The sequence below is a fragment of the Mesonia oceanica genome, from assembly GCF_902499555.1.
Classification (GTDB): domain Bacteria; phylum Bacteroidota; class Bacteroidia; order Flavobacteriales; family Flavobacteriaceae; genus Mesonia; species Mesonia oceanica.
This window is the reverse complement of the sequence record NZ_CABVMM010000003.1, coordinates 55,618-73,448: the sequence shown is the minus strand read 5'-3', so window position 1 is coordinate 73,448 and position 17,831 is coordinate 55,618. Positions and strand designations below refer to the sequence as shown.

At 30.2% G+C, this 17,831-nt stretch carries 17 protein-coding genes; 4 read left to right on the top strand and 13 right to left on the bottom strand.

What is annotated here, in order from left to right; translation table 11 throughout:
* Positions 1-52: 52 nt before the first annotated feature.
* The 13 genes from FVB9532_RS04155 to FVB9532_RS04095 all read right to left on the bottom strand — a co-directional run bounded on the left by FVB9532_RS04155 (position 53) and on the right by FVB9532_RS04095 (position 12,387).
* Positions 53-595 carry a hypothetical protein gene (locus FVB9532_RS04155; RefSeq protein WP_150543947.1) on the bottom strand — a complete coding sequence of 181 codons (543 nt, stop codon included), beginning with the start codon at positions 593-595 and terminating at the stop codon, positions 53-55.
* A 55-nt stretch (positions 596-650) separates the two neighbouring features.
* Positions 651-1,151 carry a hypothetical protein gene (locus FVB9532_RS04150; protein ID WP_150543946.1) on the bottom strand — a complete coding sequence of 167 codons (501 nt, stop codon included), beginning with the start codon at positions 1,149-1,151 and terminating at the stop codon, positions 651-653.
* 2 nt (positions 1,152-1,153) lie between these two features.
* On the bottom strand, positions 1,154-2,116 hold the full coding sequence (locus FVB9532_RS04145) for a hypothetical protein (RefSeq protein ID WP_150543945.1): 963 nt from the start codon (positions 2,114-2,116) through the stop codon (positions 1,154-1,156).
* Positions 2,103-2,633: a hypothetical protein gene (locus FVB9532_RS04140; protein ID WP_150543944.1), complete on the bottom strand. Its 531-nt coding sequence runs from the start codon at positions 2,631-2,633 to the stop codon at positions 2,103-2,105. Before FVB9532_RS04140 ends, FVB9532_RS04145 begins: the two co-directional genes overlap by 14 nt.
* Positions 2,630-3,796: a hypothetical protein gene (locus tag FVB9532_RS04135; protein WP_150543943.1), complete on the bottom strand. Its 1,167-nt coding sequence runs from the start codon at positions 3,794-3,796 to the stop codon at positions 2,630-2,632. Before FVB9532_RS04135 ends, FVB9532_RS04140 begins: the two co-directional genes overlap by 4 nt.
* 8 nt (positions 3,797-3,804) lie before the next feature.
* The gene (locus FVB9532_RS04130; protein WP_150543942.1) at positions 3,805-5,709 is read right to left on the bottom strand and encodes a type II secretion system protein GspD; all 1,905 of its coding nucleotides are present in this window, start codon (positions 5,707-5,709) and stop codon (positions 3,805-3,807) included.
* Between the two features lies 1 nt (position 5,710).
* Positions 5,711-7,105, bottom strand: a complete 1,395-nt coding sequence (locus tag FVB9532_RS04125) for a GspE/PulE family protein (RefSeq protein WP_150543941.1) — start codon at positions 7,103-7,105, stop codon at positions 5,711-5,713.
* Positions 7,102-7,575, bottom strand: coding sequence for a prepilin peptidase (locus tag FVB9532_RS20030; RefSeq protein WP_194716480.1), 474 nt, complete (start codon positions 7,573-7,575; stop codon positions 7,102-7,104). The genes FVB9532_RS04125 and FVB9532_RS20030 overlap by 4 nt, the downstream gene beginning before the upstream one ends.
* Positions 7,576-7,579: 4 nt before the next feature.
* Complete coding sequence (locus FVB9532_RS04115) at positions 7,580-7,999, bottom strand: type IV pilin protein (protein ID WP_150543940.1); 420 nt, start codon at positions 7,997-7,999, stop codon at positions 7,580-7,582.
* A 37-nt stretch (positions 8,000-8,036) separates the two neighbouring features.
* Positions 8,037-9,149, bottom strand: coding sequence for a type II secretion system F family protein (locus FVB9532_RS04110; protein WP_150543939.1), 1,113 nt, complete (start codon positions 9,147-9,149; stop codon positions 8,037-8,039).
* Positions 9,133-9,606: a hypothetical protein gene (locus tag FVB9532_RS04105; protein ID WP_150543938.1), complete on the bottom strand. Its 474-nt coding sequence runs from the start codon at positions 9,604-9,606 to the stop codon at positions 9,133-9,135. Before FVB9532_RS04105 ends, FVB9532_RS04110 begins: the two co-directional genes overlap by 17 nt.
* A 302-nt stretch (positions 9,607-9,908) precedes the next feature.
* The gene (locus FVB9532_RS04100) at positions 9,909-11,123 is read right to left on the bottom strand and encodes a hypothetical protein (protein ID WP_150543937.1); all 1,215 of its coding nucleotides are present in this window, start codon (positions 11,121-11,123) and stop codon (positions 9,909-9,911) included.
* Between the two features lie 229 nt (positions 11,124-11,352).
* Positions 11,353-12,387, bottom strand: coding sequence for a hypothetical protein (locus FVB9532_RS04095; protein ID WP_150543936.1), 1,035 nt, complete (start codon positions 12,385-12,387; stop codon positions 11,353-11,355).
* A 369-nt stretch (positions 12,388-12,756) separates the two neighbouring features.
* Between FVB9532_RS04095 and FVB9532_RS04090 the strand changes: the two genes are divergently transcribed.
* The 4 genes from FVB9532_RS04090 to FVB9532_RS04075 are packed head-to-tail and all read left to right on the top strand — an operon-like array spanning position 12,757 to position 17,828.
* Positions 12,757-13,368 carry a heme NO-binding domain-containing protein gene (locus FVB9532_RS04090; protein ID WP_150543935.1) on the top strand — a complete coding sequence of 204 codons (612 nt, stop codon included), beginning with the start codon at positions 12,757-12,759 and terminating at the stop codon, positions 13,366-13,368.
* Positions 13,292-15,661: a PAS domain S-box protein gene (locus FVB9532_RS04085; RefSeq protein ID WP_150543934.1), complete on the top strand. Its 2,370-nt coding sequence runs from the start codon at positions 13,292-13,294 to the stop codon at positions 15,659-15,661. Before FVB9532_RS04090 ends, FVB9532_RS04085 begins: the two co-directional genes overlap by 77 nt.
* Before the next feature lie 5 nt (positions 15,662-15,666).
* Positions 15,667-16,797 carry an FIST signal transduction protein gene (locus FVB9532_RS04080; RefSeq protein WP_150543933.1) on the top strand — a complete coding sequence of 377 codons (1,131 nt, stop codon included), beginning with the start codon at positions 15,667-15,669 and terminating at the stop codon, positions 16,795-16,797.
* On the top strand, positions 16,797-17,828 hold the full coding sequence (locus FVB9532_RS04075; protein WP_150543932.1) for a sensor histidine kinase: 1,032 nt from the start codon (positions 16,797-16,799) through the stop codon (positions 17,826-17,828). The genes FVB9532_RS04080 and FVB9532_RS04075 overlap by 1 nt, the downstream gene beginning before the upstream one ends.
* Positions 17,829-17,831: the final 3 nt, after the last annotated feature.

Here is a 17,831-nt window from a genome sequence, read left to right as displayed (position 1 = left end):
AAAAAGCACGACAAACAAAAAATCATTCTGAAAACCATATTTCTTTCAAAATTTACAGTTTAACAGGCTTGTTTCCTAAATTGAAATCCATGATACCTTTTTTATATAATTTATCATTATAAACCAGACGAACATCTTCCCCTTCACTAACACCATTAAAATAGAGGAGAACTCTTTTAAACGGAGTTACTTTATAAGTCCTCTCAAAGTGAGCGCCTAAACATGAAAGCGTGTCGCCTTCTGAGTTTACTATTTTAAAGTCATTTTGTATTTGAAAAGAAAGATATTTTATTGTGTTTTCTAAATCTTTACCCGTAAGATTTTCTCCCAAAAGGTCTTCTGTATTATTTTTAAATTCAAACCCAACTACAAGTTCTTTTTGCAAATTATTCTTTACTAGGGTATCTTCTTCCACAAAAATTTCACTAGGCAACCTATAGGCTGTGTACGTATTATCATCTATATGGATTTGAGACTTCTTGACCTTAAAGACCTCTTCACCCCTATTTATCATCTTATATTGGGAATCATTTTCTTTTTTACAAGAAAAAATAAAGACAAAAAATGCCACGAAAGCAAAAAAGTTTTTTTGCATTTGTAGAGGGTTCTTGGTTAGTTTAGAATTACATCGTAAATATATATAATTTTCCCTAACTTTTCTTAAAACGGATAATTTTTTTTACTTTTTTCTCTTTTTCAACAAATAAGGTATCTGAATATGCATTACGAATAAGAACACCATCCACCTCTTCACTTTCCCGTAGCTTAAAGAGCCTGCCGCCAATCTCCACTAGCACTAATTTATTTTTATTAATTCCATTTTTCACAAAACCATAATACTTAATAAGGGGAAAGCTTATATTATTACGGCTATTTGCATTTGATGGAGAATTAACAAATCTGCTCGAAAGATTATCCTTCTTTGGTTTTGATAAAAAACTTTTATTTTGCTGAAAAGGGTTTTTTAGAATTCGTAATTGAAAAGTGTCTTTGGGTTTTAAATTCAACTCCATTTTCATACTTACGTCAGAGGCCATATAATCAAAGGAGTTGATTTTTTCTTTTGTGCCAAAAAATTTATAAATAACAGCTCCCCAAATCAAAATGAAAAAAAATACAAGAACAATATTTAGCTTTTTCTTCCTATCCATAATTATTCTTCTATCGTGAATGTCCTTCTAATACTGTAACCTCCATCGTTACCAGCCAAATCATAAGAAAAAACACGCCAATAATAATCCCCCGGATCATCAAACTCAAATTGTATAGAAGTATTTTGGGTATCTTCTGAAAAAATAATATTAGAAAAATTTTCTTGAGATGAAACTTCTATTAAATACGAAACGGCTGATTGATAATTAGAATTATTATTTACAGTTTGCCAATTAAAAATTACAGTTGGATTTAAAACCTCAAAAGTTTCTTGGTCATCTGGAGACGAGAGCAAAGGAGCTGATGGGGAAGAAGTATCAATATAAAAATCTCTTTCACTAAAAACTGTTCCTGAGGTTTCATTAACCCCTCTTACCTTCCAAGTATATTTTCCCTCTTCATTTATAACACTTTCGTCTATCGTTAAGCTAGTATTTTCTATATTAGATTCTTGGTATTCAGTAGTTTCCCCATTATTAATCCTAGAAATTTCTAATTCATAATAATCGACCGCAGGTAAATCACCCCAGGTAAATGTAATATCGGTAGTATTAAAAAAATGTCCATTAGAGGGAGTATGCTGTATTACCGTTTGTGTGTTCAAATCATCTGACGGTGTAACGGTAAACTTCAAAGGAAGGCTATAGGGGGAATAGTAAGCAAAATTCTCCCCTCTAACCCTCCACTTGTAACTTCCCGGATTTAGGGAGTAAGTGAAATTTATTGAATTAACCAGTGAGTCTAATATATAAGTTTGATTTTCATCGAAAACTTGAACCCTATAATCATCGGTATCATTGATATACTCCCAAGAAAAGTTAACGGTATTTCCATATACCGTATCGTTATCCCTTGGGTAAATCCCTTGTATCTTAGCGGAAGATATGTCTTCTTCCAAAATATCGTCACAGGAAGACATCATAATTAATATTGAGAGGAGAGAGAGAAAACTAGATACTTTCATAATTTTGAAATATTATTTTAAGATATAAAAAATCCTTTTTTTCAGCGTAATTTCTTTCTTTATATATTTTTGCGCTTATAATTCTTGACTCAATAAATTTCTTTTCTGTTTCATATAGTAATTCCAACAAGTTCTCATAATCCCCTTTAAAAATCACTTGATTGGTATATATGGAAAAATCCTTATCTCTATAAAAATGAGTCTTAGTTATAGAAATTAATTCTACCTGAAAATTTGTATTTGCAATAAAGTTTAAATATTCTTTAGGGACGTTTTCAAAGTTAGCATTTTTAGACCCAATAATATTATTTACATAAGTTAACTGAGACTTTAAATTTGCTATGTTTTTTTTTGTTTGAGGAGAGTTCTGTATAGAATATTCCAACTCATTTATTTTATGACGGGTTTCAAAAATTTTTTTATACGTTTTAAAATATAACGCCACTAATAATATTAAAAAAAATATTATCACCAGCACTAACTTTTGTTTGGAAGAAGGATTGCTTTTTAAACTCAAAGTGATAATTCAATTATAAAATTATGTTGCTTATTTTCCTTAAATGAACTTGTAAGGTATAATTTATTTACCCAATTCAATTTTTCTATCGCTTTCATATAGCTATTCAAAGCTTCTTCGTTACTAGAATTTCCTTTTAAAATTATTTTACTAAAATCATTCTTGATTTTATGATCTTCATCATCAATTCTATTTAACAGAGGGAAACAATTAATTTCGTTAATTGTTAAGCCTTTTGTTTTACGATTACCTAAATCTAGAAAGTATTTTGTAAGAAAATTATTAATCTTCACCCCACTACCTTCCATTATTTTTATTTTATCTTGCTTTTCTTTTTTTAAAGTATTTTCTATTTCTAAATTTTTATTCACTTGTGAATAAGACACTTCCGCACTTCTTAATACTCCTGAATAAAAATCCAACAATAAGTGTCCTGTAAGCAATACAACTAATAAAAATATGGCCCCAATAACAATACTCTTTTTATAGAGTTTATCATAAACAAAATTTTCTTGCTGTTCATCAGAGTTATAGTTAAGCGATATAGTTATTTGAGGCTTGTACAGATATGTTCCCAACAAAGGTATTTCATATATAGATAATTTTTCCTCGTCTATTTTATAAACAAAATCATCATTAACCCCCTTTTCAATAGCTAGTAATTTTCCTTCTGAAAAATTCAATTTATAAAAAGAGGAATATATCTGCCTGTTTATTGATAATGCTTTTGCTAAAGGAAGTACCATTAAAGGGCCAAAATAAAAACCTAATAAGTTATCTTTCACCGCTATAGATTCAACAATAGTTTGTATTGCCTTTTTCCTCCCAAAAGAAAGAAACACTTCACTTTCTACTATATACTCAATGGAATAATACTCTTCTATATTTGAATTGAACAATAATTCTTGTTCGTAACCAGGTGAATATTCACCTTTTCTTGTGATAGTAATATCACCGTCAATATAAATTTTTACAGGTAAATTTTTAACGGATGATAAATATTCATTTAAACTTTGAAGGTTATCAAATTCATACCTGCTTAATATCTCTAAATCTTCCTTCTTCTTAAGCACAGATATTACCCTGTAAAAGGTTTGTTCGCTATGAACATACACACCGACTAAAATGGTTTTCTTTAAGAAAAAATCGTTTAAAGCTTTCATCTATACATTTAATAAATGACAGTTGGTTTTATAAATATATGCAGTTTAGATTTCTCTTTTCTTTTAGACCTGCTACTAAAAAACCATTTGATAATAGGAATCCTAGACAGAAGAGGGGTTCCCGTTCCAGAATTTTCATTATCCAACTCATCAAGCCCACCCAATAATACCATTTCATTATTTTTAACTCTAATCATTGATTCAAATTTTTGGGTAGATTTTCCTGGAGGGGCATTTTCACCTGCTCTTCCCAAAAAAGAACTTTTTTCTACAGATACAGTCAAAGTTACATTTTCATCTTTTGAAACCAAGGGTTTAATATTAATACTTAAATTTGCTTCAGTAGCTTTCCAAGTTCCACTTTGCAATATATTATCGTTTATCCCCGAATTAATAAGTCTATTATTTTGCTCAAAATAATAATTTGTTTCACCAATAGAAGAACTTGCCTCATGACCGTTTAGTGTAACCAATTTAGGTGTAGACGAGACATTAATTAAAGAATTATTTTCTAACGCCTGTAAGTTTAAATAAAACTGCTGAGTAACTTTCCCTAAGTTTACTATTCCTAACCCATTGAAGGCATCTATTAAATTATTTACAGAAGAAGAGTTTAAGTTCATATTCGTACTAGGGAATAATTGCCCAGAAGTGGTTCTTTCTTTATTATCTATACCTGCTTGGATTCCTGTTTGTATCTCATATGATTTTTGATATTGTACAATAATAACTTCTATTTGTATGACGGGAACTACCCGGTCTATCTCCCTAATATAATCTTTAAACTCTTTTATATTAATTTTTGATCCCGAAACAACAAAACCATTTAACTCACTAAACTCTTTAATATCTACATCCTGAACAACCGCTTTAGGCAAGGTATTAAGTACCGTTTCTATTGTTCTATTTTCAAGTTGTATTAATTCTGTATACCTCAAGCCCTGAGTTTGATGTTCTCCTATTAAGTATAAATTATCTATATTTTTATAAGTGAATTTTTCCCCTTTGAAGAGATGTGTTAAGAGCATATCAAAAGTTAAACCCTTTGCTTCAAGGGTAGCTTGTATATTCTCAGGAGAATCGTACATAAAATAATTAACATTTAACTCTCTAGCGGCCTCTTTAATAACAGAAGCAACATTTGCATTATAGGCTATTACGTCTAAAAATCCATTTTTATTTTTTTGAATCTGAAAACCTGTATTTGTCTGATTATTATTTTGACTAAAATTTAGATTCCTTTTATTGTTGACACTTGAGCTTTCTATTGTATTACCTGTCCCTCTTTGAAAGTAGTAATTATTATCTTCATCTTTTACAAAACTTAAGTTATTGGATTTAGCCATTAAATCTAACACTTGATCAAAAGGCCTGTTTAAAATATAAGCCGAAATCAAATCTGTTTTGACATCCGGAGAAAGAACGATATTTTTCCCTGAGACATCTGTAATGGCTTTTGCCACACGCGGTAAAGAATCGTTACGTAATTTTACCGACAAAAAATCATTTAACTCATTATAAGTGACATCTATTTTCTTAGGTGGTTTCGGAGGCTCAATAAAAACCTCTTGGGGTTTTTTCTTAAAAACAATTATATTGTTAATGATCTCTACTTCTAAATCATATTTTTTAACTAAAAAGAGGAAGACATCTTTTATATTTAAGTCAAAAAAATTACTCCTTACTATTTCATTTAGATCAGTACTTACACTCACATTTATTTTATGCTCTTCAGCCAATGTTGTAATAAAATCATACAGCGTTAAACCAGAAAGGTCCACCCTAACTGTTTCTTGTAACTCAGGTTTACTTTTAGCTAGTTCATTTAGCCTGTTACTCAAAGTAGTATAACTTTCTTGAGCCAACAAAACAGGCATAAAAAAAAGCATTATAATAGTAAATATTTTTCTCATATTAACTTGTAATTAACAACGAATACACTTCATCTAATGAAGTAACCCCTTCTTTTAATAAACCGAAAGCTTTGTAAGATAGCTTATTACTGTCTTTTATTTTAATTTCACTAATTTTATTAACCTTTATAGACTCTGCTATTTCGTCCTCTATATTTACGATTTCATAAATAGCCTCCCTACCATTATATCCAGTATAAGAACACTCTTCACAACCAACTTGTTCAAAACACTCTTCAATTGAAAATGGCGGACGAAAGTTATTGGGAAAAGAATCATTAGCTATTTCAACCTTCTTTTTACAATTTTCACAAAGTTTTCTTATTAATCTTTGAGCTATGGATAGTTTTAATGTATCTGCAATTAAAAAAGGAGGCACTCCCATATCTATTAATCTAGAAATAGTACCCAATGCAGAATTTGTATGGATTGTAGAAAAGACCAAATGACCTGTTAAAGAAGCCCTAATTGCCATTTGAGCAGTTTCACTATCTCTAATCTCACCAACCATAATAATATCTGGATCTTGCCTAAGAAAAGATTTTAAGGCTGCTACAAAACCAAAACCTATACTTTCTTTAAGCTGAACTTGGTTGATTCCTTTAAGTGTATATTCAATAGGATCTTCAATAGTGCTTATATTACGGTCTATATCATTTAATGATTTTAAACTTGCATATAAGGTTGTAGTTTTCCCTGAACCTGTAGGTCCGCTAATTAATATAATACCATTATTATTTTTAATTCCTTCAGTATAAACCTTAAAATCTTCTTCACTAAAACCTAAATCGATGAGACTAAGATTTGAAGCATCCCTTCCTAAAATTCTTAAAACGGCTTTTTCTCCATAGTGTGTAGGTAAAACGGAAACCCTAATATCAAACTCTTCATATTCAATTCTGCCGTCCTGGGGCAAGCGTTTTTCTGTGATATCTAGGTTTGATTTAATCTTAACTTGATTGATTAGTTCTAAATAATTATTAAGATCTATTACCTTATGTTCCAAAAGCTTTCCATCTATTCTAAACCTTATCCTAGCTTCATCGGAATATATTTCTATATGTATATCACTAACCCCAGCATTAAAGGCATCAAATATAACTTCATCAACAAAATTACCCTTGGAAGAATATTTACTTTCTTTTTTTTCTTTTTGATAGTATTTAGATAATAATATAGATATGTCTTTCTCACTCAACAGTTCAAAAGAAACTTTTTTACCTAAGATTAATTCTAACTCTTTTTCGAGGCTTTGTAAATTATTTGCTCGTCCATCACTTAACCAAAGTGTCAATTTTTCGCTATTATAGTCCTTCGGGATTACACTATAAAACCGAGCTATTTTTGGGTTTATTTGCTGTAATAATTTTGTATTTAAAACCGGTAATTCTTTCAAAATATTAAAAAGCTATTATTGGTTAGGATTTTAAAAAAGATTAAGGTGAATAAATAAATTGAAAAATATCCAGCCAAAGGTATATACTTATCTCTGGTTAACCTTGTAAAAACTAGTGTTAGTATTAATGCCAATATAAAAAATAAAATAAAATTTTTTAATGAGAAAATAGGTGATATCGCAAAAAAAAACAATACATCCCCCCAACCTAGAGTTACATTAAGTGGGTTATATATTTTTCTACTTTTAATTGAATAATATATGATTAAACCAACAATATTTATAAGTATAAAAGTTACATTATAAATTAAGTTTTTATACCCTAAATTAAGTTTCACACCTAAGTAAGCTGACAAGAGAAAAAGAACAATTAATACCACAATATGAATGTGGCGATGTTTGAAGTCTTGATAGACCAAAATACATAAACATACACCTATTAAAATTTGTGAGATTAAAATACCACTCACAGCACTAATCTTTTACAATCTCTTTCAAATTCTTCTCTTCATCAATTTGCCAAGTATTGTATGCTCCATCGCCGTCAAAATCTTGAAGAGAGGTGGCGGTAGCTTCAAAACTATTCAAATCTGCTTTGATCACTTCTATTTTATATACAGCTTTTCCCCCTTCATCAATTGTTTTTTCGGGTTCAAACCCTATATCGCTTAAACTGTTAGAATATTTAGAATTTTTATAAAAATAATTTTTTTCCAAGCTGTAAACCATATTCAACATATTTTGAGCTTCTATCGATTTTGCACTTGTTACAACTGAAGTTTGGTTGGGAACCACCAAGTATATTAGAATGCCTATAATACATAATACGATTAGAATTTCTGAAAGTGAGTACGCTTTTAGGTATCCCGTTCTTCTGGTATTTTTATTTCTCATAACTAACGGTTTATAATTTTCGAAGATATAATAAATATTAATTTTCTAAAATTTTACTTAAATTAAAAATTGGCGAATATAAAGCAACCATAATAAAGCCTACAATACTTCCTATAATTACTATCATTACCGGCTCTATAACAGTACCCAACACCTTTGTATAATGCTCTATTTCTTCTTCATATTGTTGTGAAAGTTCAGAATACATTAAATCTAACTCATTTGTTTCTTCACCTATTTGTGTAAGCGATATTAATTTTGCAGGAAATAACGGCTCTTCACTTAAAGACCGATAAAAACTTTCTCCTTTTGTAATCTTTTTCTTAATCCGGACAATAGAGGTGTTAAAGGGAGCAAAAACCAATATTTTATTTACCAAGTCTAAAGAATTTAAAAGAGGGGTTTTTGCACTAAGTAACAAACTTAAAGATTGACAAAATCTTGCTAAATAAATTTTCTTTATCAAATTTCCCACTAGAGGGATTTTTAAAAGCAAGTTACTAACAAACAAAAGATAATCCTGATTCTTTTTCATATAAGTATGAAACAAAAAAATCATTAATACACTACCGGCTAAAAAAGCAGAAAAAGTTTTAAAACTTTGAGAGATATTAATAACTATCTGGGTAATTGCAGGTAAATCTTTTCCAAACTGACTAAAGATAGAGGAAAACATAGGCACCACGTAAGACAACATAAAATACAAAACCCCCATTGTGATAACTATTACTAATAAAGGATAAGTAAGTGCCGAAATTATTTGACGCCTAATTTTTAATTTTCTTTTAAAATAAATATTTAATTGATCAAATACTTTTGTTAATTGACGTGTTTCCTCACCTATTTTAATACTAAAAACTTCATATGGAGTAAAGTTGCCGCTTTCCTCTAAAGCGACATAAAGGCTTTTCCCCTTAATAATCTTCTTTCGAACTTCCTGTAAGATCGATACGAGAAGTTCAGATTGCTCTTGTTTTTCCAACAAAAGCAATGCTGTATTAAAATCGATTCCTGATCTTAGAAGTATTGAAAATTCCCTATAAAAAGCTTCTTTCTTTTTTAAATTGATTTTTCGCCGTAAAGAAAAATTCCATTTACGTTTTTTTGTTTTTTTACTTAAGACTTTATTATTTTCAGCGGTAATCTTCATTACTATTTATTATATCTTCACAATCCTTTTCCAACAAAAAACTAGCAGTCATCAACTTACCATTTAGCTCAAGATCAAATTTAACCAAACTTTTATTCTTATTAGCGGAGGGGATATGTTCAAAATTTTTAATCTCTATATTATAACTTGAGCTTAAGCTATTAAATTTTCTACTTATTTTATCATTTATATATATGTATTCAATTTTACTCCCACTATACGTATACAAAGCAATCGTATCTCCAGAAACTTTATAGTTAACGCTACTATTTATATCTTCAATTATATTGCTTTTTAATAATTTATACTCTAAAAATTTAATTTTAGAAAGGTTAAAATCATTAACTTGATTAGAGAAAAAAAACACAAAAGAATACATCAAACCCATAATTATCGAAATTAAGAGTAAGTTTAATATCACTTCAGATATTGTATATGCTTTTTTATAGGTTTTCAAAATATTTTCTTTGCAAAAGAGTATCTAGATTGTTAGTTATTAAATATTCTACCTCAAACAATTGATCCTTCATATTCACTTTCCTGCGAATAGTATATTCTTTATAATTATAGTTCTTATCTTTATAACTAGTATTTAATTTCATTTCCTGAAAATCTAGTTCCACGTGATTGTTTAAGACTTCAATGTTTATATTATCATACTTCAAAACATTTGAATAGATTGTCACTCCAAGTAATATACAAATAGAAATTATTGCAATTGCTATTATAGATTCTATTAAAGAACTCCCTTTTAATCTGCTATAATTCTTTGATTTCATAATAATTTGGATTGCCACCTAAAAACCTACCATATGAACAAAAATCGGAAGGTATTTTATCTGTATTAAGCTCTACATTATAAAGAACATTTTCATATTCTGCACTTTTAGTATGAAGAAATAGTTTTTTTGTGACCAAACCTCCAAAAACAGTTCCTTCAACCTCAGTAATACCGTTACAATAAATTGTTCCTACGACTTTAGTGCCTTTACTTAATTTTAGATGGTTATCATATTTAAAGTTCACATATAACTTATCAACTATAATATTTCCCCTTACTACTGATAACGAATCAACCACTATTTCATTTGATATTAATTCATTATTAGATTTCATATAAAGCCCTGAAGGATAAGTCAAAGTTACATTTTTTTCGATCATAATTTTATTAGTGGCATACACCTGGAGATTACCTCTAAATTCATTTTCAAAAACAACCACCGGAGCTTTCACTATAATATCTTCTATCAAATTATTTTTAGAAAAAATTACGGTATCATTAGACTCAATATATATATTTCCTTTTAACACCTGATTATCTATTCTTTGTGTCTTGCTAAAACTCAAAAAAACAGTTTTTTTATTAAATTCCTGAATCACCTTTTCTTTTAGGCTTTTCAACATCAAACTGTTAAAATCAATAAAATTTTTATCCTCTAGATAATTGTTTTTAAAAGTTAAATCTGTTTTTTTATTTTTCCCACGACGACTAATAGAATTTTTTTGATTATTTATATGTATTTGTTCAAAATCTCCATAAGGAACTAAAATATCCCCAAAAAGCTTTACATCTCCTCCCAATTTCAATGGTTTATTGTTTTCTGCCAATTCTAACACCGGTATATCTCTTTTAATAACTTCACCCAAAATAGAAGACTTACTTATAGTATCACCCTCTCTATAAGTAGAAGCTATCAATACAGTATATACTCCCCATTTCTTTTCTTCTAAAGAGAAATTAAACTGTGGAAATTCTCCTTGAAAAGAAGTTATGATTTCCGAGTTTGATTTACTTCCTAAATTTTGAACTGAAAAATTGAAAAAAGATTCATTAGCCTGATTAAGCTTTATCTTGTTTTCATATTTACTACCTATAAGATTGGTATAATGATAGGTTAACACTAAAGCTCCACAAAACAAAGAAATTAATAAACAGACAAAGATAGCTTGCACCAAAGAAGTGGCTTTTAACAAAACATTTCATTTTAAATATTATAACAAATGTAAACTACAAAATATAGCTTTTCTTATAACAATGAATTTATTTAAATTTTCATAGATGAAAAATTCTACCAGAAATCTTTAAGAAACTGCAATTTCCTCAAACTAAAATGCACTAAATCAACACTTAGAAAGTTTACTTTGAAAATTAGGGCTACTCATGCTTTTTTGAGGAATTAGGGACAACCATCATTATTTTCATTTAATTTAATTTAACTATTACTTTTTTTAGTTCGGTAAGCTCATTATTTAATTTCTTGATTTCTTTATGCTGTTGAATGGTATACAAGGTTAATTCTTCTGTTTTCTGCAAAAGTTGCCTTGATAACTCTCCTACATTTGCTCCTTTTTTCATCTCCTCAGCAGAAGCTATCTCGGGTAATCTCTTATTTTCTTTCACGTAAATTTCAACCTCTTTAAGAGATCTTAGCTCATAGTTAGGTTCAAACACGAAATCTGCACCATCCAAATTAATTTTAATTTCATTTGCCCTCACTGGGCCATCAATATCTAGTCTATAATCTGAATTTTGCTGAGTTGTTTGCCCTATAAGAACATTTCCTCCAGCATCATTCATAACAATATTTCCAGAGTCATCAGGTCCTATCTTGCTTCTAATATATAAATCACCCTCATCAGCAAGATGTTCTAAAATGAAGGTATTTGATGTGCCAAATGTTCTAAGTCTAAACTTATTATCTAAATTTATTCCGTCGTGATTTAAATTTGCTAGTTCCAGTTTATTTTGTGGGTTATTAGTACCTATTCCCACTCTATCTTGTATAATACTCATATACTGTCTAGTCTTAGAATTAGAAACAATAACAGGATCGCTAATATTTAAATTAGCAATTATCGCATCAACATTACTCTTCTTTCTTATCAAACCTTCAACCTGTATCACAATTTCATTTCCCGCAGAAGATAAATGATAAATAGGTATACGAAGGTTATTTTCATCAAAATCCCCAATACACCACTGGTCTGCCAACACTCCAAATGCAATTGGGACCTCTGTTAAATCACTAAAGTAATTCGAAGTATTACGAACCATAGCAAATCTCTTTTTCAATATACCTTTATTCAATCTATGGTTATAGCCTCCAGTAATTGTAACCTCAAAATATCCCCATAAAACAATATCTGGAAAGTTTATATAAGCCACCTGATTAGCTTCACCATCAATAAACTTTTTTTCAAAGGTTAGCTTGAAATAGTTATCAGATTGTGCATACACCTTGGATTTATTTACTAAAATGGTAACAAATACAATAAATAAACACAGTAATTTTTTTCATTTTTTACTTGCTTAACATCCACCCACAAACATAACGAAATTCAATATAACTTTTTTTGATGTTTTATTTTTTTATTAAAATAAATAATAGTTTTTTAAATCTTATCAAAACCGAAAAACCATCCAAACGTTTACAAAAAGTAACTTTTATCAGAACTAAAACTACCACTTTTAACCTTTCATCGACATTAAATTTCGCTCTGTCGAAATCTATTAAAAAAACTTCATAATATGTTGATTTTTGAAGTATGGAAAATAAACTTCTATTTTAAATAATCGAAGTAGTTATTAACCCATAAAAAATTTACTATGAAAGGAATCGTATTTACAGAGTTTTTAGAGATGGTTGAAGAGAAATTTGGAATAGAAAAAGTAGACCATATTATAAACCATTCCAAGCTTCCTTCAAAAGGAAGTTATACTACGGTAGGCACCTATGATTTTATGGAAATGCAACAACTATTGTTTCATTTAAGTAACCTCACTCAAATCCCTATCAACGATTTAATCTATAATTATGGGCTTTACTTCTTTAAAACCTTAACAGACCACCACCCCTATATATTTCAACATTATAAGTCCCCTATAGATTTGGTAGAATCTATAGAAGATCATATTCATGTTCAGGTTAGAAAAATATATCCGGATGCAGAACTGCCTTCCTTCAAAATTATCGATAAGTCTTCCGAATGTTTAAGCTTATTATACAAATCAGAAAGAAGCATGTATATGTTTGCAAAAGCATTAATGGAAAAAACATTTGAATATTACCAAGAAAATGTCGACATTAATTTTGAATTATTAAATGAAAAAGGTTCAGAAGTTAAGTTTACAATCATATCACATGGAGGAGTCATTGAAGAAAATAGAAATATTGGAGCGAGCCGTACTGCGGGAAAAAAATGCCCGGCGAAAAGCTGAAGCTATCCTAGAAGAAAAATCTGACGAACTATATCAATTATCGGAAGCATTAAAAACCTCTAACCAAAAACTTTCAAAATTACTTAAAGAAAAAACCAATCAATTAGAGGGAGTATTCACCAACATTATAGATGCATATGTAGTCATAGACATTCACGGCTATGTATTAAATATGAATGAAGCCGCCAAAAAGCTGCTAGGTTTTGATCATGAAAAAGAAAATATAAGCTTGGTAGAACTGGTAAAACCGGAATACAAATCTTACAGTAAAGATGCTTTTAAAAAACTATACCAAGAAGGTATGTTTTCCAATTATAAAGTAAAGCTCATTACCAAAGATAAAAAAGAAAAAACCGTACAAATCAATGCCAGTTTAATCTATGATGATGAAGGAATTCCTATTGCCGCCCAAGGAATAGCCCGTGACATTACCAATGAAAATTTTCTTAAGACACAGCTAGAGGAGCAAAAAAGGCAATTAGAAATTATCATGGACAATTCCCCTATTGGAATTAGCCTTGCAAAAATTGGTCAAGAAGGATTGTTAATTGCCAATAAGCGATTAGCAAAATTACTAGGCTATACACAAGATGAATTAAATAACTTAGACCCTAGAGATATTACCCATCCCGAAGACAAAGAATGGTCTTTAAAATACCTAAAAAAATTACTGGAAGGAAAAATAGATCACTATTCTGTAGAAAAAAGATATATTAAAAAGAACGGGGAAGTCATTTGGTTAAAGACTTCTGCTGCAGCAGTTAAAGTCTCGAAAGAAGAAAATTTCTACACAGTAGCCACCTTTGAAGATATCTCTAAAGAAAAAGAAGCCCTAGAAAAATTAAAAGAATCAGAAAATAGGTTAGCCGCGCTTATTGTGAACCTCCAAACAGGAGTTTTGCTGGAAGATGAAGGCCGAAATATCCTGCTTACCAATCCCCGTTTCTGTAATATGTTTGGGATTGATGCCCCTCCGGAAGCATTAATAGGAATGAATTGTGACAATGCGGCAGAACAAAACAAAGTTTTCTTTAAAGACGAGGAAGGCTTTGTGAATAGAATAGAAGAACTCCTCCAACAGAGAAAAACAGCCCTTAACGACACTCTTTACCTAAAAGACGGAAGGGTTTTCGAGCGAAGTTATATTCCTATTTATCATCAAAAAGATTACAAAGGACATTTATGGAGCTATACCGATGTAACCATACAAAAAAAGTATAGGGAAAGCCTTAAGGCTCAAAAAGAAAAATATAGCAGTATTATAGCTCATATCAATTTAGGCTTATTGGAAAATGATATAGAAGACAAAATAGTATTCTCTAACCAAACCTTCTCTAAGATGAGTGGTTACTCTCAAGAAGAACTTTTAGGCAAAAGAGCAATCGATTTATTTCTAACAAAAAAATCTTCAAAAGACTATTTTAACAGGCTTGAGGACAGAGATCCAAACACCACCGATTCTTATGAGCTAGAGATTAGGAATAAAAAAGGCGAAAAACGTTACTGGCTTATTAGTACAGCTCCAAATTATGATGTTAAAGGCAATAAAACAGGCTCCGTTGGCATTCATTTAGACATCACCCAAATAAAAGAATTGGAAAAACAAAAGGAGCAGCTACTTAGCAACCTAGAAAAACAGAATGAACAACTTAACGAATATGCCCATATTGTTTCGCACGATTTAAAATCACCATTAAGAAATATTTCGGCACTATTAAGTTGGACCAAAGAAGACTTTAGGGATAAATTGGGAGAAGAAAGCCTAGCCAATCTGGATCTTATGCAAAATAAGGTTGAAAAAATGGATCACCTTATTGAAAACATCCTAAAATACTCCAGTATCGAAAGTGATATATTAACCGAGGAAAATATAGACCTAAACCAACTCATCGAGACGATTGTGGAAATGATTTATATCCCTGACCATGTTAGTGTCAAGATTAAGAGTAATTTACCCACAATTAAAGCAGATAAAACCCGAATCCAGCAACTTTTTCAAAATCTAATTGGTAATGCTGTAAATTACATAGATAAAGAAAAAGGACTTATAGAAGTAAATCATTCAGAAAATAACACCCATCACATATTTTCTATAAAAGATAACGGAATAGGTATTGCGAAAGAACACCATGAAAGAATTTTCAAAATTTTCAGTTCACTAGGAAACCATGAAAAATCTACAGGAATAGGATTAAGTATTGTGAAAAAAATCGTTGACCTATACAACGGTAAAATTTGGTTAGAAAGTGAAGTAGGCATAGGTACTACTTTCTATTTCAGCATAAAAAAATAAAGAAAATGAAAGTTATTCAAGCCTATTGGCAAAATAATACTTGGACCTATATAAAACCTAAACTAAAATTGAAGGACCCTTTGGTTTTGGTTTTTGCTGAAAGAACGCTACTGGAAAGGAAGGAAGTATTAAAAAACATTCGGGAAGAATTTCCTTATAAAAATATCGTTTTCAGTTCTACTGCCGGAGAGATTATTGGCAGTCAAGTATTAGAAAATTCAATTACCATTACAGCAATAGAATTTGAAAAAAGCTCTTTCATCATAAAAAAAGCTAATCTTTTTGACTTTGGTAAGGACTCCTATTCCATCGGAAAAAATTTAATAGAACAATTACCTTCTAAAGACCTCAAGCATATATTTATCATCTCTGAAGGCAGCTTCGTTAATGGCAGTAAATTAATCGAAGGCATAGAGAGCAAGCTTCCAAGCGATGTAAAAGTCACTGGTGGCATTTGTGGTGATAATGATAGATTTGAAAAAACCCTAGTATCATTTCAAAAAGATCCCACTGAAGGAGAAATTGTAATCATTGGGTTTTATGGAGATAGTTTAGAATTTTCTTATGCAAGCTTTGGAGGCTGGGTTCCTTTTGGACCGGAACGCATCATTACTAAATCTGAAGGAAATATTCTTTACGAAATAGATGGCATTCCCGCTCTTGATATCTATTCTAAATATTTAGGTGAAAAAGCCTTTGAGTTGCCCCAATCGGCATTACTTTTTCCATTAAATGTTCAAGCTTCAGGAAAAACACAACCTGTGGTAAGGACCATTCTGAATATAAACCAAGAAAATAAATCCATGATTTTCGCAGGCGATGTACCAGAAAATTCAAGAACACAACTCATGATGGCCTCGGTAGACGCCATTATTGAAGGAGCCATAGATGCTGCTAAAATAGCTATAGATAACAGGAAAAAAGCTCCTGAAGTAGCATTTTTGGTAAGCTGTATTGGTAGGAAAATGGTAATGGATCAGCGTACTGAAGAAGAAGTTGAGGAAGTATTAGAAATAATAGGAAAAAATTCTGCAACTGCCGGTTTCTATTCCTATGGAGAGATTGCCCCCTTCCATCAAGGAGAAAATTGCGAACTGCACAACCAAACCATGACCTTAACTTTAATTAGTGAATAATGAGTACGCTACTAGAAAGACAAATAAGAAAGTTTTTACCTCAAGATTTAGCTAATAATGAAAGCCTAAAACCTTTTTTAGAAGCCGTAAAAAAATCTTATCATACCCAAGAAGAGCAATTTAATATGCTTCAACGGGCCATGCAAATAAGCTCTGAAGAACTATTTGTAGCTAACCAAAAATTAAGGGAAGAAAGCAAAGCGCAACAAGAAATTCTAGACAGTTTAAAATTGGTGATAAAATCTTTACAATTAAAAACTCCCCAAAAAAATGAAAACTTAGATGTAATAGAACTTGCCAATTACCTTAAGGAGCAAAGTGAAGAATTGAATAAAGTTAGGGAAGAACAAGAAACCTTATTAAAAAGCCTGGAAAATAAAAATGAAATTCTTTCCAATTATGCTCATATGGTATCTCACGATTTAAAATCGCCTTTACGTAATATCAATACCTTACTCAATTTCATTTTAGAAGAAAAACCTGAACTTGCCAGTCAATGTAAAGAATACATAAGTTTAATTTTAAATAACCTGGAAAAAATGGATGCCTTAATTAATGGCATTTTAAATTATTCAACATTAGACAAAGAACAATTTGGTAAAGAGGTGATTGATTTAAATTTGCTCCTTACCCAACTCACGGAAGTCATATATATTCCCGAACATATAGAGCTCCAAGTACCCAAAAACTTTCCCACCATTTATGGAGACACAGTTAGGATTCAGCAAATTTTTCAAAATATCCTACAAAATGCAATTAATAGTATAGAAAAGGAAAAAGGACTTATAAAAATTGATTACAAAGACCGAGAAAACTTTTGGGAATTTTCAATTAAAGATAATGGCTATGGTATTCCTCAACATCAATTTGAAAAAATATTCAGGATTTTTGAAAAAATAGATAACGACCAGCAAGCCACAGGAATTGGGCTTTCCATTGTGAAAAAAATTATAGATTTCTATGAGGGTAAAATTTGGTTAGAGAGCGAACTCGATAAAGGAACCACTTTTTATTTTACCTTACCCAAATAAAAT